The organism is Streptomyces sp. WMMC500 (assembly GCF_027497195.1).
Lineage (GTDB): Bacteria > Actinomycetota > Actinomycetes > Streptomycetales > Streptomycetaceae > Streptomyces.
The window spans coordinates 1445289-1471069 of record NZ_CP114905.1; the positions used below are offsets into that span (position 1 = coordinate 1445289).

The following is a 25781-nucleotide window of genomic DNA, read 5'->3' on the forward strand; positions in this document are numbered from 1 at the left end:
GCTCTTCACATGCACCGGGAGCCCTCGACCGGCTGCCAGCTCCGTGCCAGCTCCCTGGCGAAGTCCCTGAGCAGCAGCGGTTGCCGGTAGCGCGGCCGGCCAGCGCGGTCACGGCCGACCAGCCGCGCGAGGTGCGCGGACACGAGCGCGTCCACCGCCATGTCCACGGCGGCCGATGGCTGCCCCGTCATCGCGGCAAGCCCTTCGACCGTCGTACCGGTCGGCTCCGCCGACGCCAGGCAGCGGAAGAGGGACTGTTCGACACGGCCGAGTCGTTCGTAGCCGCGCCGGTACCGTCGGCGCAGGTCCAGGTCGCCAACCCGGAACTGGCCGAGCCTGCCGTCGTCGTCGGCGAGTTGCCCTGCGAACTCGGACAGTGTGAGCTCGCGGCGGATGGCGAGCCGGGTCCCCAGGATGTGCAGTGCGAGCGGGACACCGTCACACATCCGCACGATCCGTCCCGCCGCACCTGGGTCGCCGCCAGCCCGGTCGCGCCCGAGAAGCCTGTGGAGGAAGAGCGTTCCCGACTCCTCGTCGAGCCCTTCGACGTCCAGGACGTGGGTGAACCCGACGCCGGGCAACCTGGTGTCCGACGCCGCGACGAGCGCACCGCCCGCCGACGTGGGGGTCAGCTCGACGATCTGGGACTCGGCGACCACGTTGTCGAGAACCACCAGGACCCGCCGACCGGCGGTCGCACTCCGGTAGAGCGCGAGACGGCGGGCGGGGTGCGCCGGTATGTCGACCGGGTCCACGCCCAGGGCGATCAGGAAGTCCTTGCGGGCCTCGTGCACCGACGTCTCGGCGAGGTCCGCGTACAGCTCCCCTTCCGGGAAGATGTCCCGGGCCTCACGTGCGGCACCGAACAGGAGCGCGCTCTTGCCCACCCCGGGCGGCCCGGAGATCAGCAAGGTACGGCCGGACGCGTGCGCGGACGCCGTGCCGGCTGCCAGGAACTCCCGTGTCTCCCGCAGCTCTCCGGCACGGCCGACCAGGTCGTCCGCGCCGGCCGGCACCTGACGGGGTACGGGCTGCGCCGGCCTGACGGACTGCGGTGCTGTGGAGCGGTCCGCCACGGAGCGGAGGCTTGCGTCGTCGCTGAGGATCGCCTGCACCAGCTCATGCAGCTCCCTGCCGGGTTCGACCCCCACCTCGGACACGAGGAACGCGCGTGTCCGACGGAAGGCCGCCAGCGCCTCGACCTTCCTGCCCCGGCGGTGGAGCGCGAGCATCAACAACCTGAGCAGCCGCTCCCGGTGCGGGTGACGGTCGGCCAACGGGCACAGCCGGTCGACCATGTCGAGGCCGTCTCCCATGGCCAGCTCCGACTCGGCCAGGTCCTCCACCGCGGAAAGCCGCATGTCCTCCAGACGCGGCCCGCGCAGTCGTTCGACCAGCGGCGAGTTGGCGCACACGGCGAACGGCTCCGGCCACAGCGCGAGCGCCGTGCGGAACCGTGTGGCGGCCTGCGTGAGGTCACCGGTCGTCATGGCGCGCCGCGCCTGCCGCGTCTCGCGTTCAAAGACCTGGATATCCAGCTCCCCCTCACCGACCCGGATCATGTAGCCGCCCGACTCGGTCAGGACGTCGGCGCCCGCGGTGCCCATCCGCTTTCGCAACTGGTGCACGTACAACCGGACGAGGTCCTGTGCGCTCCTGGGCCGGTCGTGCTCCCACAACGACTCGGCGATGCGGTCGACGGACTGGAACTCGTTGGCTCCGAGGAGCAGCGTGGCCAGCAGCGTACGGTGCTTTGGCCCGCCTACGTCGATCTTCTTCCCGTCCCACAGCTCGACCCTGCCGAGCAGCCGGTACCTCACGGGAGCGCCTCGCCCGCAGCGGCCCGCTCCTCGACCAGCGTGGCGACGTGGCGCAGGTCCGGCTGGCGGAGCAGCCGCGATGCGCGCAGCCGCACGCCGTAACGCTGTTCGAGGGCCGCCAGCAATCGCGCCCCCGCCACGGAGTTGCCGCCGGCGGCGAGGAAGTTGTCGTCGAGCCCGATGTCGGGCGAGCCGAGGAACTCGCGGCACAGTCGCAGCACGACCTGCTCGACCGGTGACACACCGCCGACGCCGACCGCGTCGCCCGGCACGGCGTGCGCGGCGAGCAACGCCGCCTTGTCGACCTTCCCGTTGGCGGTCAAGGGGAACGTGTCGACCGCCGTGATCGACACCGGTAGGGCCTGCGCCGGCAGCCAGTCCCGTGCGTTGGCTCGCAGGAGGCTTGCGGACGGCACGACCTCGCCCGGCACCGCCTGGACGAACGCGGCGAGCCGTATCGTGCCCGCCTCGTCCCGGGGGGCGACGACGGCGGCCCGCCTGATGCTCGGTTCCTGCTCGAACGCCGTCTCGATCTCGGCGGGCTCGATGCGTACACCGTCGATCTTGACCTGGTCGTCGAGCCTGCCGAGGAACTCCAGCACCCCGTCGGTCCTCATCACCACGCGGTCGCCGGTCCGGTAGAACCTGTCCCCCGCATCGGGCGCCGCGACGAACCGCCGCGCGGTGAGCTGGTCATCCACGTAGCCGAGCGCGAGGCACCGCCCGCCGATCCGCAGCTCGCCGGGCTCGCCGCGCGGTACCGCGCGGCCGGCCGCGTCGGCGACCACGACGGTGGCGCCGGGGATCGGCCGGCCGATCGGCGGCACACCCTTGGCCTCGCGCGTCGTGCCGGGCGGGATCGGGTACGCGGTCGTCACGACGGTGGCCTCGGCAGGACCATAGGCGTTGTACACGTGGGCGGTCACGTCCGGTCCCGGCCAGCGCCGCAGCCGGTCACCGCCGATGCCGAGGTGGCGCAGCACCAGACCGTCCGGCCACGGGCGGTCGAGCACCGGCTCAGCCATCGGCGTCGGTAAGAAGCTGGCCGTGATCGCCGCGTCGCGCCACCAGTCGGTGAGCGCGCGCGGGTCCCAGCGGACCTCCCTCGGCGCGACGCTCAACGCCGCACCCGAGGTGAGCGCAGCCCACATCTCCATCACGTGCGCGTCGAACGGGACCCCCATCAGCAAACTGTGGCGCGCCCCGGGCGCCAACTCCATCAGGTCGCGGTACCAGTGCAGCAGGGCGCCGAGTGAGGCAGTGCCCACCGCGACCGCCTTCGGTCGCCCGGTGGAGCCGGAGGTGAGCACCGCGTAGTGGGTGCCGGGTGGCGTGCTGGTGGCCTCCGGCGGCGGCTCCGTCATCGCGGCCACCACCTGTCCGGCTGTCCCGCGGCCGTCGGTCGGTACCGCGAGCGGCACGATCTCGGCCGCCGGCGCATGGACAGCCGTCCGATCCCCCACCAGGCAGGGGATCCGGAGGGTGCGGGTCGCGGCGTGCAGCCGCCGGGGCCCGGACTCCTGACCGAACGGGAGGTAGACGGCACCAAGCCGCGCCACCGCGAGTGCGGTCGCGATGAGTGCCGCCGAGTGGTCTAGGCACACGCCAACGACGTCACCACGCCCGACACGGCCACGCAGCGTGACCGCGACCTCGTCCGCCAGGTGGTCGAGTTCGCCGTAGGTCCAGCGGGAAGCGCCGTCCTCCAGCGCGAGCGTGTCCGGTGTGCGGCGCACCCGGCCGCGGAACAGGTCGTGTACCGCGCCTTCCCGTGGCGCCCCACCGGTTTCGATGCTGAGAGAGTTCACTGTCGCCTCCACGGTTCACTCCAGTCCCATTGCCTTGGCGACGATCACCTTCTGGATCTCGGTGGTCCCTTCGATGATCGTCATCATCCGGACGTGGCGGTACAGGAACTCCAGCGGGTGGCCACGGATCCACCCCGTGGCGCCGTGTATCTGGAGCGCGCGGTCCACCACGCGCACCGCCGTCTGTGTCGCCGTCAGTTTGGCGAGCGCGGCGTTCTCCGGTACCGCCGCTCCACCGTCGACGAGCCGGGCGCAGGCGAGCGTGAGCAGCTTCGAGCCCTCCACCTCGGCCCGGCTCGTCACCAGGTGTTCCTGGATGTGCTGGAAGCCGCCGATCCGCTCGCCGAACACCGTGCGGCTCCTGGCGTACTCCACGCCGAGCCGCAACGCGTGGTCGGCGATGCCGTTGCTCTGGGCGGCGACGATCAGCCGGCCCCAGGACAGGTTGTCCATCGCCAGCGCGGCGGCGGCGCCGACGCCCTCGTCGCCACCGATGACCGCGTCGGGCGGCACCTCGACCCGCTCCAGCAGCAGCTCGAACAGCGGCTCGCCCGACATCCCCTCGTAGCGCTGCCCGATCCGCAGCCCCGGACAGTCCATGGGGACAACGAACGCGGACGCGCCGGCCGTCGGCCCTTCCCCGAGGTCCGTTGCCGCGACGACGATCGCGATGTCGGCACGATCGGCGTTGCTGACGAACGTCTTCCTGCCCTCGATCACCCACCCGTCCACGGTCCTGGTCGCCACGGTGGTCAGCCGGAACGCGTCCGAGCCGGCGTGCGGTTCGGTCAGTGCGAGGCAGCGGGTCGTCTCGCCACGCACCAGTGGCACCAGGTACCGCTCGACCTGATCCGGTGTGCCGTGCCGGAGCAGCGGGCTCGGTCCGTCGGAACCGCCCAGCGCATACGGCGCGAGAGCGCACCCGCTGCCGCCCGCGGCGTGGTGGAGCAGCACGACGGCCGTCAGCGGCGTGCCGGCGCCGCCCCACTCCTGCGGGTACTCGCCGGCGTAGAAGCCGAGTGCGGCGGACCGCTTCCGCACGTACGACCGCAATTCGGCGGGCGGCGGACTGCCGGTGTCCGTGATCTCGGTGGCCAGGGGCACCAGCTCACGCCGGACGAAGCTCTGGAACGAGGACACGAGGTCGGCGTGGTCGTCGGAGAGGATGATGGAGGGATCAACCGGCATCGTTGGTGCTCCCCGGCGAGGTCAGCGCCTTGGCCTGGTCCGCGAGCACCGGATGCTGGAAGAACGTGCGCAGCGCCGGGCGCGCGCCCAGGTGGGGTTCGAGCCAGGCCGCGAGCTGTGCCGCGAGCAGCGAGTGGCCGCCGACCTCGAAGAAATGGGAGTCCTCCGCGAACCCGTCGTGCCCGAGGACGGCCCGCCAGCCCCGTGCGACGAGGGACTGTCCCGGGGCGGTGAAACCGGCTTGTGAACGCTGAGGGGCCACCGCGGTGTGCTCGGCCGCGAGCCGGGTGAGCGCGTCACGGTCCGGCTTCCCGCCGGGCAAGGTGGGAAGCTCCGCCAGCGCGATCCAGGTGCCGGGGACGAGGGCGCCCGGCAGGTGCCAGCCGAGCACCGCCTGGTTGGGCCGCTTCCCCTGGACGAAGCCGACCAGCCGGGGACCGGTTTCCGCGTCCTGGTCGAGCACCACCGCGCACGGCCGGCCGCCGAGCGTGGCCGACACCACCGACTCGATCTCCTCCAGTTCGATGCGGTGACCACGCAGCTTGACCTGGTTGTCGCGGCGGCCGAGGAACCACAACCGGCCGCCGAGGTCGCGGTAGCCCTGGTCACCCGTCAGGTACACCCGCTCCCCGCCGGCGGTGACGAACCTGGCCGCAGTGGCCTCGTCGTCACCGACGTAGCCGTCGGCGAGCATCGGACCGCCGACTGCGAGTTCGCCCACGGCGCCGTCCGGCAGCGGCCGTGCCCCGTCGTCGAGGACGTGCACCCGCACGCCGGGCAGCTCGACCCCGAGCGGTACGTCCCCGGCCAAGGCCGCATTCGCCTCGGTAACCGTGTGCACGATGGAGGTCACTACGGCCTCGGTCACCCCGTACGCGTTGCACACGACCGCGCCGGTGTCGGCGAGCAGGCCGCGAAGCGCCCGGGCCGGCAGCCGTTCCCCGCCGAGCACGACCAACCGCGGTGACCAGCGGCCGTCACGCGCCACCTCCCGCAACGACTCCCGCGTGGCGAGGAAGTAGCTTGTGGGCAGGTTCGCCACGGTGACACCGCGAAGCGCGAGTACGGCTGCGAGCTCGGGCCCGGTGGGTACCTCGCGCCGGGGGAACACGAGACAGGCGCCGGCGGCCAGGGACGGCAGCACCTCCTCGATCGCGACGTCGAACGACGGCTGGGCGAATGCGAGCACACGGTCCTCGTCGCCCAGCCCGTACCGCGCGGCGATTGCATCGAGGTACCCCGCGAGTGCCGGCCTGCTGACCAGTACGGGCTTGGGCACGCCGGTAGAGCCGGAGGTGTGGATGACATACGCGCCGCCAGCCAGTACACGTGCCGGTGCCGCGGTGGGGAAGGCCGGGTCTTCGAGGTATGCGGCAGTGCCGCCGGGCGGCGCGAGTGCGCTGTGCCGCGTCGCCAGCACCAACGCGGGTCGGAGCCGGGCCAAGAGCTGGGCGAGCCGTGCGGCCGGGTCGCTTGGGGACAGCGGGGCGTACACCGCGCCGAGCCGCAGGCAGGCGAGCAGGGCTACCACGGAGTCGACGCCCCTCGGCAGCAGGGTGGCCACGGGCTGGCCCTCGGTCACCCCCGCGGCGCGGAGCCGGTCGACGAGGGTTGCGACCAGCTTGTCGAGCTCGCCGTAGCTCAACTGCTGCTCGCCGGCGAGCACGGCGAGGGCGTCGGGATCACCGGTACTGAGCGGGTCTGCCAGTGTCGGAGCCCGCGCGGGGACGGGGGGCCCGGCGGAGGGGGGTACGGCCAGGGCGTCCAACGAGGCCCAGGGGTACGACACGTAGGAGTCGACGAGCGCCAGGAACCGCTCGGACATCAGCCTGACCACGTTCGGGCCGAGCAAGTCGCTGTCGTAGTCCCAGATCAGCGTCATCCCGGACGCGCCGTTGCGCTGCCCGACGATCCTGCGGTCGTCGGGCAGGAGCACCAGGTCCAGGTCGAAGCGGGTCGTTCCGGTGTTGTGCCCCTCGTACAGTGAGATGTCCAGGCCGGGTACGTCGAGCTCCGGCAGCGGGGCGTCGTGCGCGCTGAACATTACGTTGAACAGCGGGTTGTCGGCGCCGCTCGTGTGCAGTCCCTGGGACCGGGTGAGCTGCTGCACCGGCAGTTCCTGGTGCGGCAACGCGCGCAGCAGCGCGTCGGTGACGTCGTCGACGGCGTCTGCGGCCGTCGCGTCTGGCCGCAGGCGCAGCCCGAGCGGGATCGTGTTGACGAACATGCCGATGGTGCGGTCGAAATCGTCCGGCCGGTTGCCAACGGCGGTGCCCACGACCAGCTCCCGTTGCCCGCTGTGCCGACGCAGCAGCTCGCCGAACAGGGTGAGCAGGGTGCTGAACGGGGTGTATCCGCAGGTGCGACACCATGTGCGCAGGCGTTCGGCGAGGTCGGCGTCGATGTGCTGGCGGAGTTGCCCGCCGCGGTTGCGCCGCACCGCACCGGGTGCGCTCAGGCCGGGGAGTGGCACGGTCAACGGCATGCCGCGCAGCTCGTCCTGCCAGTAAGCCAGGCTGGCGGCGCGGGCCGACGTGTCGACACCGCCGAGGACGTGCTCCTCGTAGGACCGCGTGGGCGCCAGGTCCGGCCGTTGGCCGGTGAGGTGGGCGCGGTAGGCGATGACGGCGTCGTGCAGCAGGATCGCGAACGAGTGCCCGTCGTGGGTCAGGTGGTGCTCGACCTGCACCAGCCGGTGGTGCCGCTCGCCCAGCCTCACCAGGTGCCAGCGCAGCAGCGGCGCATGGCCGGTGTCGATCGGCTCCTCCGCCTCGGCGGCCAGCAACTCCAGGAAGGCGGCCTCCTGGTTGGTCGCGGGCGACAGGTCGGTGACGCGCCACCGCGGCTCCGCCTCCTCCCGGATCCGCTGGCGAGCCACCTGTCCCGCCGTGTCGACCAGTTCGAGCCGCAGCCCGGGATGGTGGGCCACGACGGTGGCGAACGCGGCTCGCAGCGCGTCGGGATCGAGCACGCCGCGCAGGTTGAGCACCGCGGTGAAGTTGTAGCTGCGGCTGCCCGGAAGCAGTTGTTCGTGCAGCCACACGATCTCCTGCGACGGGGAGAGGTCGAACATGGGCACCTCCTCGGCATGGCGGCAGAACCGTGCGGACACGGACGTCGGCACGGCTTGTGCGGGTGTGTGGTCAGCAAGCACGGTCCACCGGTGCGGTGGCCGCGGCGAGATGGCAGCGGAGGCCGTCCAGCAGCGTCTGGAAGGCCGTCTCAGCGTCGCCGTCCGGCAGGTGCGCGCGGTTCCACACCAGGCGCAGCAGCAGGTCCTCGCCGTGCGATGCCGAGACCGCGAGCGGTGCCGCGAACCGGCGGGGCACCGCGAGGTAGGTCTCCCGACCGGTTCTGCCGCCGAGGCGCAGGGGCGGGCGACGTCCCAGTTCCTCGAAGGTGAGGAGGCCGGCCAGCGCCCCGGACCAGGGGGTGCCGGTGCGGCGGGCGGCCCGTACGACTTCGTCGTACGGGGTGTCGGCATGATCGAGGTCGTCCCACCACCGTGCGGTGAGCTCGGCGAGGGTGTCCCGCCCGGTGACGGGGTGGACCACCGTGTTGAGGAAGCAGCCGAGGACCGGGGGTGTCCCCGCCGGGCGGCCACCCCACGGGTAGCCGAGCGCGGGCACCGCACGGGGCCTGCGCAGAACCGCCGAGAATGCGTCCAGCAACGTCGGGAACAGCGTCCCGCGGGCGCGTGGAGGCACCGAGGGCAGCCGGTGGCTCAGCATGCCGCGGTCGGGGTTGCCGGTCTCGTTCGGCAGCAACGTGCCCGCCGGTGCGCCGGAGAGGCCCCTCAGGCGCTTGGCCCAGTAGGCGAGCGCGGCTGGCCGGGACGCCCGCTCCTCGGCCGCGAGTTGGCGGATCACCGCTTCCCGGTACGCGGTGGCGTCCGCGGCCGCTGCCCGCCGGGGCGGAGAGCCGGGATCCGCCGCGTACGCCTCGGTGAGACCCGCGGTCACCGTGCCGAGCGCCTGCTCGTCGCACGCCACATGGTCCAGCACGATCGCGAGCAGCTCGTCCTCCTCGTGCCCGCCACGGGCCACGAGGAGCCGGAGGGCCGGCCCATTCGAACGCCAAACCCGCAGTTCCTCGCGGAGGGTTTGCGCCGCGGTTCGGCCGGCCGGTAACGGCACCTCGCGGACCTCGACCAACGGCCGTCCGGCACGCAGTACGGGAGTGCCCCGCACGACGACGAGGTGACCGCGCAGGACCGTGTGCCGGGCCGCGAGGTGGACCGCGGCCCGGCGCAGGCGCGGCAGTTCCACCGTCCCTCTCGGGAACGTGAAGAACAGCGGCACGATGTCGGGGCTTGCCCGCGGGCCATGGCTGCGGGCGAGCACGAATCGGCGTTGTGCGCCGGTGAGCGGGAACAGGTCTGCCGGTTCGCTCGAGTTCTCGGTGACCGCCCGGAACTGGGCCAGGTAGCTCTCGCTGATGGTGTGCGGCACGGGTATCGGCAGCTTTCGTGTCGGGGGACGGAGTCCGGTCAGCCGTCGGGCGCCACCCCCTCGGTCACGTCACCGGCCGCCTCGTCCCGGCTCCCCTCGTCGGGCTCCGCCGGCGAGTCCCGCAAGCGGCGGAACGGTGACAGCAGCAGGGGAACCGGCCCCGACAGGAACCCGACCGCGCAGATCCACAGCGCCGCCCTCGGGCCGGCGGCGGTCGCGAGCGCGCCACCCGCGACCGCGCCGAGCGGCATGACGGCGGATGCCACGAACCGCATGGTGGCGTTCATCCGCCCCAGCAGCTCGTTCGGGCAGACCAGTTGCCGGAAGGTCAGTTGGGCGATGTTGTAGACGATCGCACCGAACCAGACCACTGCCAGTCCCACGGCGAACGTCACGGATCCCCACGCACCGGACGACAACGGCCACAGCAACGCGAAAGGCGAGGTCACCACGAGCGACAACAGGATCAGCCTGACCTGGCCGACGCGGGCGGCGAGCCGCTGCACCAGCAGCGCACCGGCGAGCCCCCCAAGGGCCGACGCGGAGAGCACCAGGCCGATGGACAGCGGGGACAGCAGCAGCACCTTCGTCCAGAACACCACCTGGACGACGAACAGGAACGCGGTGAATAAGTTCGCCAGGCCGGTGGTGACGGCGATGACCCTCAGCAGGGGATGACGGAGGACGAAGCCGACGCCTTCGGTGATTTCCTTGCGCAGCGACCGTCGTGTGGCCGTCTTCACCACGGTCTCACGCACCTTGATGCGCAGGAGTAGGACGGCGGACACCAGGTAGCTGATGGAGTCAGCGAGCAGCGCCAGGGGCGCACCGACGACCTGCACCAGCCCGCCGCCGAAACCCGGGCCCATGACCTCCGCGGAGGACTGCACGCCCGCGACGGCCCCGTTTCCGCCGATCAGCCGTTCCCTCGGCAGGATGGTGGGCACGGCGGACTGGTTGGCGACGTCGTAGAGGACCGTCGCGGCGCCGGTCACCGAGGCCACCACGTACAACTGTGCCATCGACAGGTACTCGAACGCCGCGGTGACCGGAATGGAGCTGATTGCGGCGAACCGCAGCAGATCGGTGTGCACGAGGACGGGGAGTCGCGGTATTCGGTCCACCCACACGCCGGCGGGGAGGCCGGCAACCACGAGGGTGGCGGTCTCCGTCGCGGTCAACAGTCCGAGTTCGAACGGGGACGCGTCCAGTTCCAGAACCGCTACGAGCGGCAAGGCGACTAACGTCACCTGGCTGCCTACCTTGCTCACCGCGAACCCGACCAACAAAAGACGAAAATCTCGAACTTCCATGAGCGGACCACGAAAGAACCGCCGCACCACGTTAATACCGCTCAACACACCTCCTGCGAGCGCGTCCGGAACGATCGGCGACAGCGTTGCCCTGAAGAGTCCGCTGCAATGATCCCAGGCACCGAGCCGGAGGCCCTCTCGGGCTGACAGCGGTCACAGCAGCCGGCGGCGGTGAGGCAGCGAGCAAGTAGGTGTCACACGCGGCCGAATCTTTTCGGCGTTTTTCGTTAGCGGAGTCTGATGAGGGGGGTTTTCGCCGACTGCCTCGACGCTTCTGCTGGAGAGATTATTGGTAGTTGAAACCGATCGCCCATTGGTGGGGAACGGCCCTGCAAGAAGCCGTGGGGACTGCCCACGCGCTACGACTTGCGCATGCTGATCACCTCCACACTCACTACGATGCAGCCGACGAGCGGACAGTTCAGATGAATCTTCCCAAGGGAGTCATTGCGCGATGGTCCGCGCCTGATGGTGGTTGCGCCCGTGGAGGTGGTGGAGGGGTTCGACCTGCTCCGAGGCTTTGCATCGGTGTCGTGGTGTGGGCCGCCTGATTGCAGGGTCCCCGGCTGATCTTCGAGATGCCGAGGGCACGAAAGGTGAGCACGACGGCAGAGCCTGTGTGCCCCTGAACGCTCTGACCGGAGACGCCCTCCATGCCGCTGGTCCCGATCTACGGGATGCCCTTCGTCGAAGTGCTGGTCTCGTCCGCCAGCTCGCGACATGCAGCGCACGGGTGCGTGATGGGACTCAGGCCGAGGACGCGCGCATGGTGAACCCATTCGCTACGCGCAAACGTCGTGGAGATGCGGGGGTGTCGCTCCACCACCGATCCGACGCAAGCCTGGACTTGAGAGGCAACTTCCATGCGCGTGAGATCACTTCCAGTGTTCAGATGGCCCTTGATCCCGCTCCTACTCATCGTCGTCGCCGCGTCCCTCGTGACATCGGCGGCGTTTCAGGGCTCTTCGACCAACCGTCAGGACCACGTCACCGGCGTCGCCCGAGGGCTCGCCGAGCACACCGTCACGGTCCGGAACGAGACGGGCAGCCGCATCTGGGTCGGCAGCGTAGCCAGCACCGACGGCTCGGTCCCGCTCACCGGGCTGCCGACCCTGGATCCGGGCGAGTCCGCCAAGATCCCCATCCCCGAGCGCACGGACGCCGGGCACTGGCGGGGCACGATCTTCCCCCGCCAAGGATGCAGGGGGGAGGAGGGCACGACGTTCTATTGTGACGTCGGCGACTGTGGACGGTTCATCCACCGTTGCTCCACCGGGGAACAGCCGGTCAGCCTGGCCGAGTTCAACTTCGACACCGCCGATCAGGCGGCTCCCTGGTACGACGTCAGTTACGTCAATGCCGTCTCGGTGCCTATCACCATCACCCCCAAGGGCACGGGACTGCCCAAAAAAGGCGGAGAGTGCGATCAGGTGGGCTGCGACGTCGACCTGCTTGCCTCCTGCCCGCCCAAAGACCTGATCAAGCACAGAGGTACAGGCAAACCGCTGTACTGTCTCAACCCGAACCGGGACGCGAAGACCCCTTACAGCAACGCGATCGCCGAACGCTGCCCCAAGGCGTACGCCTGGTCCAAGCAGGATGCCGAGGCCGGCAACCAGGTCATGCGTCAGTGCAGCCAGTGCAGTGACCTGACGGTCACCTTCCACGGATCCGGCTCTTCCGGCAAGCCCAAGCCCGGCAAGCCGGACCCGGAGAAGCCCGGCAAGCCTGACAAGCCGAAGCCCGGCAAGCCCAAGCCGGGCAAGCCGGCGCCCGACAAGCCCAGGCCCGGAGACAACGGGGACCCATCACACAGTTCCCAGAAGGGCGTGGCCCTCAACCCCGTCGACGGCGCCGGCAAGGCGCTGACCGACTCCGGCGTGTCTTGGTTCCACAACTGGACCACCTCCACCGGGCGCCTCGACAAGCCGAAGAACGTCGAGTACGTCCCGACGATCTGGGGGCCCCGTTCGGTCACCCGCATCGAGTTGCGCAATGCCACCCGGGGGGGCACGCACCTGCTCACGTTCAACGAACCCGACCTCCCCACACAGGCCGACATGACGGTGAAGCAGGCCCTCGGCCTGTGGCCGCGGCTGGAGAGGACCGGCCTGCGCCTGGGTGCTCCGGCGGTTGCCACCGACGCCGACAAGCCCGGCGGATGGCTGGACCGCTTCATGAAGGGATCCAAGAAACGCGGCCTACGCGTCGATTTCATCCCGGTGCATTGGTACGGCTCCGATTTCAGCTCCGAGGCCACCTCTCATCTGGCCGGCTACCTGAAGCGCGTCCACAAGCGGTATCACAAGCCGGTCTGGCTGACCGAGTACGCCCTCATCGACTTCACCAAGGGCACTCCCCGGTACCCGAGCATGAAGAAGCAGACCCGATTCGTTCAGGCATCGACTGAAATGCTGGCGGATCTGGATTTCGTGAAACGCTATGCATGGAACTCCCTCTCCACTGAGACCAGCCCGACCGGCCTCTACGACGGTGCCAACCCGAACGCCAGCGGTCGCGCCTACCGCAAGGCGGACTGACGGGAATCGGTCCCTCTTGAACGGCCAGCGGTGCGGGAGCCGAACCGCTTTGGCCGGCGCCCATATCACGGGAGTACTCGCCGTGGCCCCATCGGGGCCACGGCGAGTCCATCGCTGGAGCGGCCCGCCCAAGCTCAGTTGCCGTCGGACGTTCGGTCGTTCGGTGCGGCAGGAGCGACCTGTCTCGGAACTGATCGCCTGCCGGAACGGCGGCGAAGTCGATGACATCGACCAGCAGCGCGATGAAGCCCTGCACGGTGCCGTAGCGGGCGACCAGCTCCGCCCGCTCTCCGTCTCGTCGTCCCCGTCGCCGTGCGGAACCACCGCGGCGTTGGTGGTCAGCGCGCGCCTTCGACACCAGCCCGTAGCGGGCCAGCCCTGTCATCCTCACAGCCGGCACCGCCCCGTACACCAACGCGTGCAGCCGGTCGTTCTCCTCTGCGCGCCGCCGCGACCATCCGGGCCAGCGTGCAGATACCCGGCAGCAGCGCCCGGTCGGACGATGCCCGCGGCCCTTCCAACGACGGCCACACCCGCGAGGCCAGGAACGTTCGCAGCTCCGCCTCCCCGGGCGCGAAGTCCCGGCACCCGTGCACGTCGCGGATCTCCCACTCATGCTCCTACGCCGTCTGCCCGCGCCCGCCGTACTCGGCGAAGTACGCGCCGTCCACGTCTGGCTGCTCGGCGACCAACCACACCGCGGCGGCCCGGCACCGCCGTCGGGACCCGGTCAGGAAGATGCCCAGCATGCGCACCGTGCCCCACTGCACCGCCCACCCCCAGACGAGTTGCCGGGCGACGCTTCACCCGCGCCAACTCCTGTGCCTCCGTCGACAGCCGGAAGAACTCCTCCAACTCCCGGGCGTCGGCTCCGCAGCGAACCGGCCGTAGTGGCCCTCTTGATCCTCAGACAATCAGAGACCCAGGCGTCAACCGTGATCGTCAGTTTTAGATTGACAGATCAGGTTGACACGTTGGCGCTGAAGGGCAACACTGCGCCGTGATCAGGGGGTTGGCATGTGCTCTGCTGTCCCGTTGTCTCGCAGCGCTCCTGTGGTGTGCTCCGCCTCTGCCGTGAGGGAGTTCGGCCGCCGTTACGTGGCTGAGTACCTGGCGCGGCATAGGGAAACAGACTATCCCGACGACTTGGTGGCTCGGATGAGGGCGCTAGGGGTGTTCGGGGCCACCGTGCCGGTCGGGTTCGGTGGCTCGGGCCTACCCAGCGGCGAGGTCCTGGAGATCATCTACGAACTGGCCCGGGCCTGGCAGCCCCTGGCTGGGATGGCTGGTACTCATCTCAAGCTGTGCCGAGACGTGGAGCGGCACGGCACGGCGGTGCAGAAGCAGACGCTGCTGCCCGCGATGGCGAGTGGAGAGATGATCTGCGCCCGCGGCTACACCGAACAAGGCCGCACCGATCCCGAGCGTCTGGCCGCCACCATCACCCTCAAGGAGGCACACGGGATCCTCAACGGGCGCAAGAACTGGGTCACCAACGCTCTGCATGCTGACCGGATCCTGGTCGTCGCCCGCCGCGACGAGATCGCCCAGTGCGTGATCGTCGACCCGGCCCGGCCGGGCGTAGAGGTGGGCGCTGACCTGCCCCGGCCCGGCATGCTGGGGGTGTCGCTGGCCGAGGTCCGGCTCAGTGGCTACGAGTTCGATCCGGAACTGGAGCTGTTGGGTGGCCCGGAATGCGACGTCACCACCTCGCTGCGCGGCCATGACGTGACGCGGTATCTGACACGGGCGATCGGCTCGGCCGACGCGGTGCTGGCCTGGTTGTGCGCCTTCGTGGAGTCAACCCTGGAGCAGCGGGCGCCGGAGGTGGGCAGCGTGATGGCCGCGCGGGTCGGGCAGATCGCCATCCAGGTCGCGGCGATGCGTGCTGTGTGGCGGGACGCCATCAGTACCGCCCCCGGTGTCACCGCCGACGAAGCGAAGGTGTTCTGCACAACCGTCCTGCACGGTGTGATGAGCGAGGCGATCGGTGTGTGTGGAGGGACCGGATACGCCAGCGAGGACGCGACGCTGACCCGTCACTATCGCGACGCGGTGGCCCTGCAGGTGTTCGGGGCACCGAACGACGCCCTGCTCACCCAGATCGGCGAGCGCACCCTTGCGGTAGAACGCCAGGCTGCCGGGCAGTGCTTAGATGGATATCTACCGTGAAGACACCAGTGTCGTCGCACGCTACGCGGATCGGCTGAGTGACGTCTACCGCCGGCACCTGCAGCGCACCACCTTGCGCGAGGGGGCGCACGTGGTGCCACTGCCCGCCTACCGCGGCGTCGCCCTCGACGTGCTCGACCTGTCCTCGCTCGGCACGACGGGTACGTTCAAGGACTGGCTTGCCGCGGTGGCCATCGCCGAGTCGCTGACCCAGGGCCATCGGACCGTCCTCGCCCAGAGTTCGGGTAACACCGCCAACGCCGTCGCCCGGTATGCCGCTCATGCCGGGATCCGGTGCGTGATCCTCTACCCGCCCGCGTCCCGGCGGCGCATCCTGCCCCACCTTGCCGATGCACCAGGCGTTGACTTCGTCGAAGTCGACGCACCCGAAGAGCGCATCAAGCAGGTCCTGGCAGCGGCTTCCGCACAGTTGGAACTGCCCGTCGTGCCGACGCTGGAGACACAACTGGAGGCGAACAAGCTGCGCGCCTATCTCCTGCGCGACGCGGTGCTGGCGATCGGCCGCCACTGGGACTGGCATGTCCAGGCTGTGTCCAGCGGTTTCGGACCTATGGGCTTGTACCGGGGCCTTCGCGAGATCCGGCAGGACGACCCGGGCATGCCATGGCCCAGGTTCCTGGGCGTGCAGCAGGAAGCGATCGCCCCCTACGCCGCCGCGCTGACCGGGACGGCGGTCAATGAGGCGGCTCCGATGATCGAGCCGACCCTCTTCCGCCGGGCGCCGGGGCCGGGCCTGCTGGCTCGGATGGAGAGCCTGTGCACCGACTCGGGCGGGACCGTGCGGGCCCTGTCCAACGAGCGCTACCACGCTCTGGAGTCGAAAGCGATTGCGGACCTGAAAGCGGCCGGCGTGAGGGTGACGCACGACGTCGACGGCCAGGTGCGCGAGCGAGCCGGACTGTACTCCCTGGCTGGAACCTACGATGCCGTTGACGGTGGCCTGATCGAGGAAGGCGCGCGCGTGCTGGCCGCCTACACCGGCGGCTCAGGACCCCGCGCACCCCTGTTTGAACCCGAACACCGTGCCCGCGCCCAGGACGTGATCGACCTCGTCGCCGCGCTCACGGGTCTCAGCCGCCCCACCGACGCATCGTTAGACCTGACCCCCCGGGCCGCCTCATCCCGAGCGGACAAGCCCTGGAACACACCCCATCCCATCTCCGGGGAGCTCCCAGTGAACGCCAACGCCCATACCGTGATCGCGCCCGACGATGGGCTCGCTCAGGTCCTTGCCGCAATCATGGAACGGTACGCGCAGCGGCCCGCGGTCGGCGAGCGGGTCCGGGAGATGACGACGGACCCGGCTACTGGCCGACGCACGCTGCGGTTGCTGCCCCGCTACGCCACCCTCACCTACCGGCAACTGTGGCAGCGGATCAGTGCTGTCGCCGCCGACTGGCATCACCATCCCACTCACCCGATCCACCCCGGCGACCGGGTGTGCATCCTCGGCTTCACCAGCATCGACTACCTCACCCTCGACCTCGCGTGCGTCCACCTCGGCGCGGTGACCGTCCCGCTGCAGTCCAGCGCCTCAGCCGCACAACTGGAAGGAGTGGTCTCCGAGACAGCGCCGAAGATACTTGCCACCACCATCGAACGCCTGGACAGCGCCGTGACCGCGGCCCAGCTCACACCGTCTGTCGAGCGCGTCGTGGTCTTCGACCACAGCCCGGGCGCCACCCTGGAAGCAACCGAACTGCGCGATGCACACCGCCAACTGGCCTCCGCCGGACGAATAGTGGAGGTGGTACCGATGGCCACGGTTCTCGAACGAGGCAGGACCCTGGATGCCGCGCCTTTGTTCGCTGCCCCGCAGGGCGAGGACCCCCTCGCTCTGCTGATCTACACCTCCGGCAGCACCGGCACACCCAAGGGTGCGGTCTACACTCAGAGCCTGGTCGGTACCGCCTGGCTCGGCTTCTTCCCCCGCGACGATGCGGATGCCCCCGAGACGTCGCTGCACTATCTACCCCTGAGCCATCTCATCGGCCGCTACGCGCTGATGGGCTCGCTGGCCCGTGGCGGCCTCGCCCAGTTCACCGCCCGCAGCGACCTTTCCACCCTGTTCGCCGACCTGGCTCTGGTCCGGCCAACCGAACTCGCTCTCGTCCCGCGGGTATGCGACCTGCTTTTCGAGCGGTATCAGCACGAGATGGCCTGCCGTGCCGACCAGCCAGGCGATCTCGATGCGCGGGTGAAACAGGAGCTGCGCGACAACGTGCTAGGCGGTCGGGTCGCTCACGCCGTCGTCGGCGCGGCACCTCTGTCCGCGGCGATGACCGCGTTCATGCAGTCCTTGCTTAGCCTCCCCGTGCACAGCGGTTACGGCACCACCGAGATCGGCCGGGTCATGCTCGACAACAGGATCCTGCGCCCTCCGGTCACGGACTACAAGCTCATCGACGTCCCCGAGCTCGGCTACCTCACCAGCGACATCCCTCATCCCCGCGGCGAACTCCTCATCAAGACCATCAGCGCCATCGGCGGCTACTACAACCGCCCCGATCTCAACGCCGTCATGTTCGACGAGGAGGGCTATTACCGCACCGGGGACATCGTGGCCGAGATCGCCCCCGACTACCTGCACTATGTCGACCGTCGGAACAACGTGCTCAAGCTTTCCCAAGGCGAGTTCGTCGCCGTCTCCCGCCTGGAGACCCTCTTCACCGCCAGCCCCGAGGTACGTCAGATCTTCGTGTACGCCAACAGCCAACGCGCACACCTCCTGGCCGTTGTCGTACCCTCCGCCACCCTGCTGACCCGGACCGGCTCCGACACCGAAGCACTCAGGCGGCACATCCTGGACTCCTTGCACGAGATCGGCCGCCAGTCACAGCTTCAGCCCTACGAGATCCCCCGCGGCGTCCTGATCGAGACCGAGCCTTTCAGTACCGAAAACGGGCTGCTCTCCGACATGCGTAAACCCCTGCGTCCCCAGCTCACGGCACGCTACGGCGAACGCCTCGAACAACTCTACGCTGCCGACTTCGACAACCGGGAACAGCGCCTGAAGCAGCTACACGCCGACGCCCCCAACCAGCCGCTGCTCGACACGATCCGCCAGGGCGCGGGCCTCGTGCTCGGCCAGGCAGCCGACGCCATCCAACCGAGCGCACGCTTCGCCGACCTAGGCGGCGACTCCCTGTCCGCGCTGTCCTTCGCCGCGCTGCTCGGCGACGTGTGCGGCATCGATGTACCGGTTACTCACCTCATCAGCCCCACCACGGACCTCGCCGCACTCGCACGCCATATCGAGCAGCGCCGGACCGCCACCACCGGACACCCGTCCCCCACCTGCGTCCACGCCCTGGACCACAACGACGTACACGCAGCCGAACTGACCCTGGACAAGTTCCTCGACGTCGACCTCCTCGACCGCGCGCCCTACCTGCCCGAACCTGCTCCGCGCGCCACCAAGGTCCTCATCACTGGAGCCACCGGCTACCTCGGCCGCTTCGTGTGCCTGGAATGGATGAAACGGATGGCCGCCACGGGCGGCACTGTCGTTTGCCTCGTGCGCGCCGCGAACGACACAGAGGCGGCCCGCCGACTGGAGAGCGCCTACGACAGCGGCGGCAGCGAACTCCTCGACCGCTACCGGCACCTGGCGAAGACCGCCCTCCAGGTGCACGCCGGCGACCTCGGCCAGGACCGCATGGGCCTGGGCCATGAAACCTGGACCGGCCTGGCCAACTCCACAGACCTCATCGTGCACACCGCTGCACTGGTCAACCACGTCCTGCCCTACCAACAGCTGTTCGGCCCCAACGTCACCGGCACCGCCGAAGTGATCCGCCTGGCCCTCACCACCCGCCTCAAGCCCATCACCTACCTGTCCACCATCAGCATCGCCGGACAGAGCGGCCCCTCTGCTCTCCACGAAGACGCAGACATCCGCCTCACCTGCCCCACCCTCCACCTCGACGACAGCTACGCCAACGGCTACGCCATCAGCAAGTGGGCAGGAGAAGTCCTCCTACGCGAAGCACACGAACACTTCGCACTCCCTGTCACCACCTTCCGCTCGAGCATGCTCCTTGCGCACCAGGACCACCCCGGACAGGTGAACGTCCCCGACCTCTTCACCCGCTTGCTCCTCAGCCTTACCGCCACCCGGCTCGCGCCCACGTCGTTCTACCGCCAAGACCCCCATCCCCACCCCGATACCGACCCGCGGCCCCACTACGACGGCCTCCCGGTGGACTTCAGCGCCGCTGCCATCACCGCCATAGGCGACCACACAATGACCGGCTACCGTAGCCTCAACCTCGTCAACCCCCACGACGACGGCATCAGCCTCGACACCATCGTCGACTGGCTCCGGCAGGCGGGGCACCCCATCCGCCGCGTCCCCAACTACATTGACTGGCTGTATCAGTTCGACACCGCCCTGCGCGCTCTACCCGACGGCCAGCGTCGCAACTCCCTGCTCCCACTCCTGCACGCCTTCGCCCAACCCGCTGAACCCACGGCAGGATCACTCCTCTCCACCATTCGATTCCAGCCGGCGGTCAAGGCGGCCCTTCCCCACCTGGACAACGGCATCCCGCACTTGACAAGCGCACTCATCGGCAAGTACCTGGCCGATCTCGTCCACCTGAAGCTGCTGTGACCTCACGCGGCTCTGACACCAGCATCTGGCTCTGCCAAGACCTCCGCCGCTGCATCCCTTCGCGCCGTCCAACGATCAACCATGACGGCGTCCCCACGACAGCCCGCCGTGCCAAGGCGATCGGGCGTGTACACCAGACGGTGAAATGGATCATGAAGTGACCCCATGACCGGAACGTCTCGGCACGCGAGTCGCAGCCCCGAAGCTCCGCCATCACGGCTCAAGGCGCGCGCATAGAACGAGGCCGGAACGCCGATGGTGCGACTTGTCAATACCCCCTCACCCGTACGAGTGGTTTCAGGTTCCCTGCTGCGGTTGTGCGTGCGACGGTCACAATGACATACCCGGGCTTTCCGATCGCCAGCGTGGTCGGGTAGCGTCTGCAGGGAGGTTGAGCATGGCTTCGACGGGCACATTGCCGCTTTTCGACCCGCCTGCCGAACCTGACGCGTTGGGCACGTGGGTGAGCAGCCGGGCATCCGAGCCGCCCACACTGGGCGGATTGCGGTTCGCTTTCTACGGGCGGGTGTCGACGGAGGATTTCCAGGACCCGGCCACCTCGCGGGGGTGGCAGTTGATGCGTGCGCAGGCGCTGGTCGCCGGGCACGGGCGGGTCACCGCCGAGTTCTTCGATGTCGGGCACAGTCGGGTGCTGCCCTGGCCCCGCCGCCCGGAAGCCGCCCGCCTGATCGACGCGCTGGCGGATCCGGAACGGCACTTCGATGCGGTGGTGATCGGCTCCAGCGAGCGGGCCTTCTACGGCAGCCAGTTCGCCGCCATGGCCCCGCTGTTCGAGCATCACGGGGTGCGGTTGTGGCTACCCGAGTTGGGCGGCCCGGTCGACCCGGGCCTGGCCGGGCACGAGGAGTTGATGATCCTGCTGGGGATCCTGTCCAAACGGGAGATCGCCCGCGCCCGGCTGCGCGCCCGGACCGCGATGACCGTCCAGGCCCGCGAACAGGGCCGCTACCTCGGCGGCCGGCCACCCTACGGCTACCGTCTCGCCGATGCCGGCCCGCACCCGAACCGGGCCTGGGCCCGCCGCGGCGCCCGCGCCCAGCGCCTCGAAGCCGACCCCACCACCGCACCCATCGTCTCCTGGATGTTCGCGCAACGCCGGGCCGGCAAGAGCCAGGCGCGTATCGCCCGCGCCCTCAACGATGCGGCGGTGCCGTGCCCGTCGGCCGCCGACCCGGAGCGCAACGCGCACCGGAGCGGCAGCCAGTGGACGCTGACGGCGGTGCGGGCGATCCTGGCCAACCCCCGCTACACCGGCCGCCAGGTCTGGAACCGCCAGCGCACCGACCACGAACTCATAGACCCCGCCAATACCGCCCTCGGCCACCGCGACATCGCCCGCTGGAACCCGCCGCAGGACTGGATCATCTCCCGCGAGAAGGCCCATCCGGCTCTGGTCAGCGAGGCCGACTTCGTCGCCGTCCAGAGCATGCGCGCCACCACCGTCACACCGGGACGCACCTACCTGCTCGCCGGGCTGCTGCGCTGCGGCATCTGCGGGCGGCGGATGGAGTCCTGCTGGACCAACGGCCGCCCTTCCTACCGCTGCCGGCACGGCCACACCAGCGCCACCGGCCCCGGCACGGACCGACCACGCAACGCCTACATCCGCGAGGACCGCATCCTGGCCCATCTGCCCGCTCTCCTGCTGCGCCTCGGCCACCCCCGAACCGGGGACCACTCCCCCGGCGCCCTCCCCGCACAGGCAACGGCGGACTGGCTGCGCACCCGGGGCATCACCCTGACCTACGACCCGGCGGACAGCTCCCTGACCGCCGACACCCCGACACGAGAAAGGACCCGCATCGGCTGACCTTCACGCCCGCTGACCAGCACCGGGACCGGCCACGACGCAAACGCCCGTCCCTCGCCTGGGCGAGACACGGGCGCCAAGCCGGCATGCCAAGATTTCCACAGATATGTACAGATAGTGTGTCCGAGGGGGGACTTGAACCCCCACGCCCTTTACGGGCACTAGCACCTCAAGCTAGCGCGTCTGCCATTCCGCCACCCGGACCGGGTTGCCATCGCCGCGGCAGAGGGCCGCGGGGCACGGCCAACGATACCAAGGATCCGGGGGCGCTTCGCACCCGTATTTGGTTACGGAACGCGTCCGAAGGCCACGCGTGGTGACGGGTGAGGGACCCCGGCCCGCCGGTGGGGCGGCGGGCCGGGGGGTTCGGGCGCGTGCGGGCACGGGGGTGGGTCAGGGGCGGAGGCGGTGGAGGTGGGTGGCCGAGCGGCGGGCGGTGGTGAAAGAGCCGGCCGGGTTGGTGGCGGGGTCCACCGCGTCGTCGCGTTCGACGAGCCAGTTGTGGTACTTGCGGTACCGGCCGCCGGTGACGGTGCCGATGAAGCGCTGGTAGTCGATGTCGCCGTCCCCCACGTCCACCATGTGGTAGCCGTCCTGGGACGCCTCGTCGTGTTCGCCGTCCTTGACGTGGAACAGCGGGAAGCGCTGCGGGTCGGCCGTGACGTAGTCCAGCGGGTCGAAGGGCGCCGGGGTGCCGTCCGGGCGGACGCTGAAGCGGTGGACGCCGGTGTAGGCCCAGTAGATGTCCATCTCCATGAACACCAGGTCCGGGTCGGTCTCGGCGAGCATCAGGTCGTAGATGCGCACCGTGGGGTCGTCGGTGCAGAAGCCGAACTCGTTGCCGTGGTTGTGCTGGTAGAACCGCATGCCGCGGCGCCGGGCCGCCGCGCCGTAGGCGTTGAACTCCGCCGACGCGCGCTTGACCCCGTCGACCGTGCTGCCGTAGCGGAACGGGCCGTCCCAGGTGCCGACGTGCGGCAGGTCCAGGGCCTCGGCGTCGTCGAGGACCTGCTCCAGGCTGGTGGCGAAGGAGTAGCCGGCCGGGTCGGCGACGTGGTACGCGACGTGGCTGCCGATGGCGCGCAGGCCGTGGTCGCGGGCCAGGCGGCGGAGCTGAGGCAGGGTGATGGGGCCGTTGCCCTGGGTGTAGCCGGCGTATTCGACCTGGTCGTAGCCGTAGCGCTCCAGGGCGTCGAAGACCTTGCCGAAGCCGACCGTGCCGACCTGGTCGCGCAGCGTGTAGAGCTGGATGCCGAGGCGGCCGGGGGGCACGGCGGGGCGGCACCAGCGGGCCCGTTCCCAGTCGGCGTCCGGGGCGGCGGCGGCGCCCGGGGCGGCCGCGGTGCCGGCGATGGCCGCCGCGGTGGTGCCGGCGGCCACGCCGAGGAACCTGCGTCTGTTGAGGGCGTGGGCCAGTTCTTCGCTGGGTCTGGTGGACATGGCATCGCTCCTTGGGCGGGGGTGGGGCTAGTCGAGGCCGGCTAGCGACAGCAGCAGGGACTTCACGTCGGTGGCCGGTACGGGACCCGCGGTGGCCCCCGGCCGGGTGGTGATCAGCACGGGGCCGTCGCGCTCGTCCTCCGGGAGGCGGCCGTGGGTGCCGCGGACCGGGGCGGGGTCGAGCGGGACGACGGCCAGGCGGTAGCGCAGCCCGGCCTTCTTGCGGGCGATGGCGGAGACGGCCCGCAGGCGTACGTACGGGTCGGTGGGGTCCATGAACAGTTCGGCGGGGTCGTAGCCGGGCTTGCGGTGGATCTCGACGAGCTGGGCGAAGTCCGGGGCGCGGTCGTCGTCGAGCCAGTAGTAGTACGTGAACCAGGCGTCCTGCTCCGCCACCGCGACCAGTTCCCCGGCGCGCGGGTGGTCCAGGCCCTGGGCCTTCTTGCCGGTCTCGGAGAGCACGTCGGCGACGCCGGGGAGCTTGGCGAGGATCTCCCGGGTCGCCTCGACGTCGGCCGGGTCGCGGACGTAGACGTGGGCGATCTGGTGGTCCGAGACCGCGAAGGCGCGCGACGCCCACGGGTCCAGGTACTCCATCCCGTCCTGCGTGTAGACCTCCAGCAGCCCGGCCTTGCGCAGCGCGCGGTTGACGTCGACGGGCCTGGCCGCCTGCGTGATGCCGTACTCCGAGAGCACCACGGTCTCCGCGTCCGCCGCCCGCGCGTCCGCCAGCAGCGGTGCCAGCGCGTCGTCCAGCTCGCGCGCGGCGGCGTGCGAGCGGGGGTCGTCCGGGCCGTAGCGCTGCAGGTCGTAGTCGAGGTGGGGGAGGTAGACGAGGGTGAGGTCAGGGCTGTACGCGTCGAGGATGTGCCGCGAGGCGTCGATGATCCACTGCGAGGAGACGATGCTCGCCGTCGGGCCCCAGTAGTTGAAGAGGGGGAACGTGCCGAAGGCGGCGGTCAGTTCGTCGCGCAGCTCCGGCGGCCGGGTGTAGCAGTCGGGCTCCTTGCGGCCGTCGGCGTAGTAGATGGGCCGCGGGGTGACGACGTAGTCGGTGTCCATGCCCATCGCGTACCACCAGCAGACGTTGGCCACGGTGTAGCCGGGGTACGCGCGCCGGGCGGCGTCCCACAGCTTGTCGCCGCCGACGAGCGCGTTGTGCTGGCGCCACAGGAAGATCTCGCCCAGCTCGCGGAAGTACCAGCCGTTGGCGACGATCCCGTGCTCCGCCGGCGGCGCGCCGGTGAGGATCGTCGACTGCACGGTGCAGGTGACGGCGGGCAGCGGCGGCGTCAGCGCGCTGTGGGAGCCCGCGTCGGCGAGCGCGCGCAGGTTCGGCATGTGATCGAGGAGGCGCGGCGTGAGGCCGACGACGTCGACGACGACCAGCCGCTTCGGGGGCGTCATGGCAGCTCCTTCAGGCCGAGCGAGGTGAGCAGGTCGCGGGCGACGGACAGTTCGGCGGCGATGCCGTCGGCGAGCTGTGCGCGGCTGCGCGGCCGCAGGTGTGCGGGGAGAGCCTGCCAGGTGTACGTCTCCACCTCCAGGTGCCGCGTCAGCGGCGCGGGGCCGCCGACGAGGCGCGCCAGCGTCTCTTCGAGCACCGGCGTCGTCGCCGTCAGCGGCGGCTCCAGCGGCGCGTGCAGCGGCACGTGGAAGTGGGCGCGCCACGGGCCGTCGTCGGGGAGGCCGCCGGCCAGGGCCTCGTCGAGGTCGTCGGTGGCGCGTACGGAGCCGTCGGCGGCGCGGATACGGGTCTGGTGCAGGAACCGCGGCTCCGCGAAGGCGGCGAGCGCGGTCCGTACGCCCGGCTCGTCGGGCCGGTCCGCCACCAGGGCCGCCGAGAGCTGTGACTTGACGATGGGCAGGCCCGCGCCGGTGATGCCGGCGATGGCGGTGGCCGGGTCCTCGAAGGACGTGGCCAGGTGGCAGGTGTCGACGCAGACGCCGATGCGCTCGGCGGGCGGCGCGCCCTCCGCGGTGAGCGCGGCGACGGCGTCGGCGGTGGTCTCCACGGTGCAGCCGGGCTCCGGCTCCAGGCCGACGCGGATGGAGCGGCCGGTCAGCTCCTCGATGGCGTCGAGGCGGGCCGCCAGGGTGCCCAGAGCCGTCAGCGACGCCTTGCGGGCGGCCTCGTCGAAGCCTGTGCGCCAGGCGAGCGGGAGGGTGGAGATGGTGCCCTCGGTGACGTCGTCGGGCAGCAGGACGGCGAGCAGCCGGGCCAGCTCGACGGTATGGTCCAGGCGCTCGGGCTCGGTCCAGTCGGGGCGGTAGACGCGGTACTTGACCACCTCCTCGCCGAACCCCTGGTAGGGGAAGCCGTTGAGGGTGACGGCCTCCAGGCCGCGCTCGTCGAGCGCCTTCTTCAGCCGGCGCAGCGCGGCGGGGTCGGAGCCGAGGGTGCGGACGGCGTCGCGGGCGAGCCACAGGCCGATGCCCAGCCGGTCGCGGCCGAGCCGGCGGCGCACCGGCTCGGCGTGGTCGCGCAGTTGCGCCATCACCCCGTCGAGATCCTCGGCGGGGTGCACGTTGGTGCAGTACGCGAGATGGACGAGGGAGCCGTCGGGGTGTCTGAAGCGCAT

The 25781-nt window shown here is 70.3% G+C and carries 14 protein-coding genes and 1 tRNA gene; 4 read left to right on the forward strand and 11 right to left on the reverse strand.

Annotation, left to right across the window (positions count from 1 at the left end; all coding sequences use genetic code 11):
• Positions 1-5: 5 nt before the first annotated feature.
• The 6 genes from O7599_RS05815 to O7599_RS05840 form a co-directional block, all read right to left on the reverse strand.
• Positions 6-1820 carry a BTAD domain-containing putative transcriptional regulator gene (locus tag O7599_RS05815; RefSeq protein WP_281621015.1) on the reverse strand — a complete coding sequence of 605 codons (1815 nt, stop codon included), beginning with the start codon at positions 1818-1820 and terminating at the stop codon, positions 6-8.
• Positions 1817-3628, reverse strand: a complete 1812-nt coding sequence (locus O7599_RS05820; RefSeq protein WP_281621016.1) for a non-ribosomal peptide synthetase — start codon at positions 3626-3628, stop codon at positions 1817-1819. The genes O7599_RS05815 and O7599_RS05820 overlap by 4 nt, the downstream gene beginning before the upstream one ends.
• Positions 3629-3643: 15 nt before the next feature.
• A complete protein-coding gene (locus O7599_RS05825) occupies positions 3644-4816 on the reverse strand; it encodes an acyl-CoA dehydrogenase family protein (RefSeq protein WP_281621017.1) in 1173 nt (390 codons plus the stop codon).
• Positions 4806-7889, reverse strand: a complete 3084-nt coding sequence (locus tag O7599_RS05830) for an amino acid adenylation domain-containing protein (RefSeq protein WP_281621018.1) — start codon at positions 7887-7889, stop codon at positions 4806-4808. The genes O7599_RS05825 and O7599_RS05830 overlap by 11 nt, the downstream gene beginning before the upstream one ends.
• A gap of 70 nt (positions 7890-7959) precedes the next feature.
• A complete protein-coding gene (locus O7599_RS05835) occupies positions 7960-9267 on the reverse strand; it encodes a non-ribosomal peptide synthetase (RefSeq protein WP_281621019.1) in 1308 nt (435 codons plus the stop codon).
• A 38-nt stretch (positions 9268-9305) separates the two neighbouring features.
• A complete protein-coding gene (locus O7599_RS05840) occupies positions 9306-10625 on the reverse strand; it encodes an MFS transporter (RefSeq protein ID WP_281621020.1) in 1320 nt (439 codons plus the stop codon).
• Between the two features lie 854 nt (positions 10626-11479).
• On the opposite strand from O7599_RS05840, the gene O7599_RS05845 reads away from it, so the two are divergent.
• On the forward strand, positions 11480-13120 hold the full coding sequence (locus tag O7599_RS05845) for a glycosyl hydrolase (RefSeq protein WP_281621021.1): 1641 nt from the start codon (positions 11480-11482) through the stop codon (positions 13118-13120).
• Positions 13121-13740: 620 nt separating this feature from the next.
• Here the strand turns inward: O7599_RS05845 and O7599_RS05850 are convergent.
• Positions 13741-13890, reverse strand: a complete 150-nt coding sequence (locus O7599_RS05850; RefSeq protein ID WP_281621022.1) for a hypothetical protein — start codon at positions 13888-13890, stop codon at positions 13741-13743.
• Positions 13891-14137: 247 nt separating this feature from the next.
• On the opposite strand from O7599_RS05850, the gene O7599_RS05855 reads away from it, so the two are divergent.
• The 3 genes from O7599_RS05855 (at position 14138) to O7599_RS05865 (ending at position 21759) form a co-directional block, all read left to right on the forward strand.
• Complete coding sequence (locus tag O7599_RS05855; RefSeq protein WP_281621023.1) at positions 14138-15292, forward strand: acyl-CoA dehydrogenase family protein; 1155 nt, start codon at positions 14138-14140, stop codon at positions 15290-15292.
• Complete coding sequence (gene car / locus O7599_RS05860) at positions 15276-19928, forward strand: carboxylic acid reductase (RefSeq protein WP_281621024.1); 4653 nt, start codon at positions 15276-15278, stop codon at positions 19926-19928. The genes O7599_RS05855 and car overlap by 17 nt, the downstream gene beginning before the upstream one ends.
• A 502-nt stretch (positions 19929-20430) precedes the next feature.
• A complete protein-coding gene (locus O7599_RS05865) occupies positions 20431-21759 on the forward strand; it encodes a recombinase family protein (protein WP_281621025.1) in 1329 nt (442 codons plus the stop codon).
• A 120-nt stretch (positions 21760-21879) separates the two neighbouring features.
• Here O7599_RS05865 and O7599_RS05870 read toward each other — a convergent pair.
• The 4 genes from O7599_RS05870 to eboE all read right to left on the reverse strand — a co-directional run bounded on the left by O7599_RS05870 (position 21880) and on the right by eboE (position 25781).
• Positions 21880-21963: transfer RNA gene (locus O7599_RS05870), tRNA-Leu, on the reverse strand.
• Positions 21964-22152: 189 nt separating this feature from the next.
• Positions 22153-23199: a sugar phosphate isomerase/epimerase gene (locus O7599_RS05875; RefSeq protein ID WP_281621026.1), complete on the reverse strand. Its 1047-nt coding sequence runs from the start codon at positions 23197-23199 to the stop codon at positions 22153-22155.
• A 27-nt stretch (positions 23200-23226) separates the two neighbouring features.
• A complete protein-coding gene (locus tag O7599_RS05880) occupies positions 23227-24606 on the reverse strand; it encodes a nucleotide pyrophosphatase/phosphodiesterase family protein (RefSeq protein WP_281621027.1) in 1380 nt (459 codons plus the stop codon).
• Complete coding sequence (eboE, locus tag O7599_RS05885; protein ID WP_281621028.1) at positions 24603-25781, reverse strand: metabolite traffic protein EboE; 1179 nt, start codon at positions 25779-25781, stop codon at positions 24603-24605. Before eboE ends, O7599_RS05880 begins: the two co-directional genes overlap by 4 nt.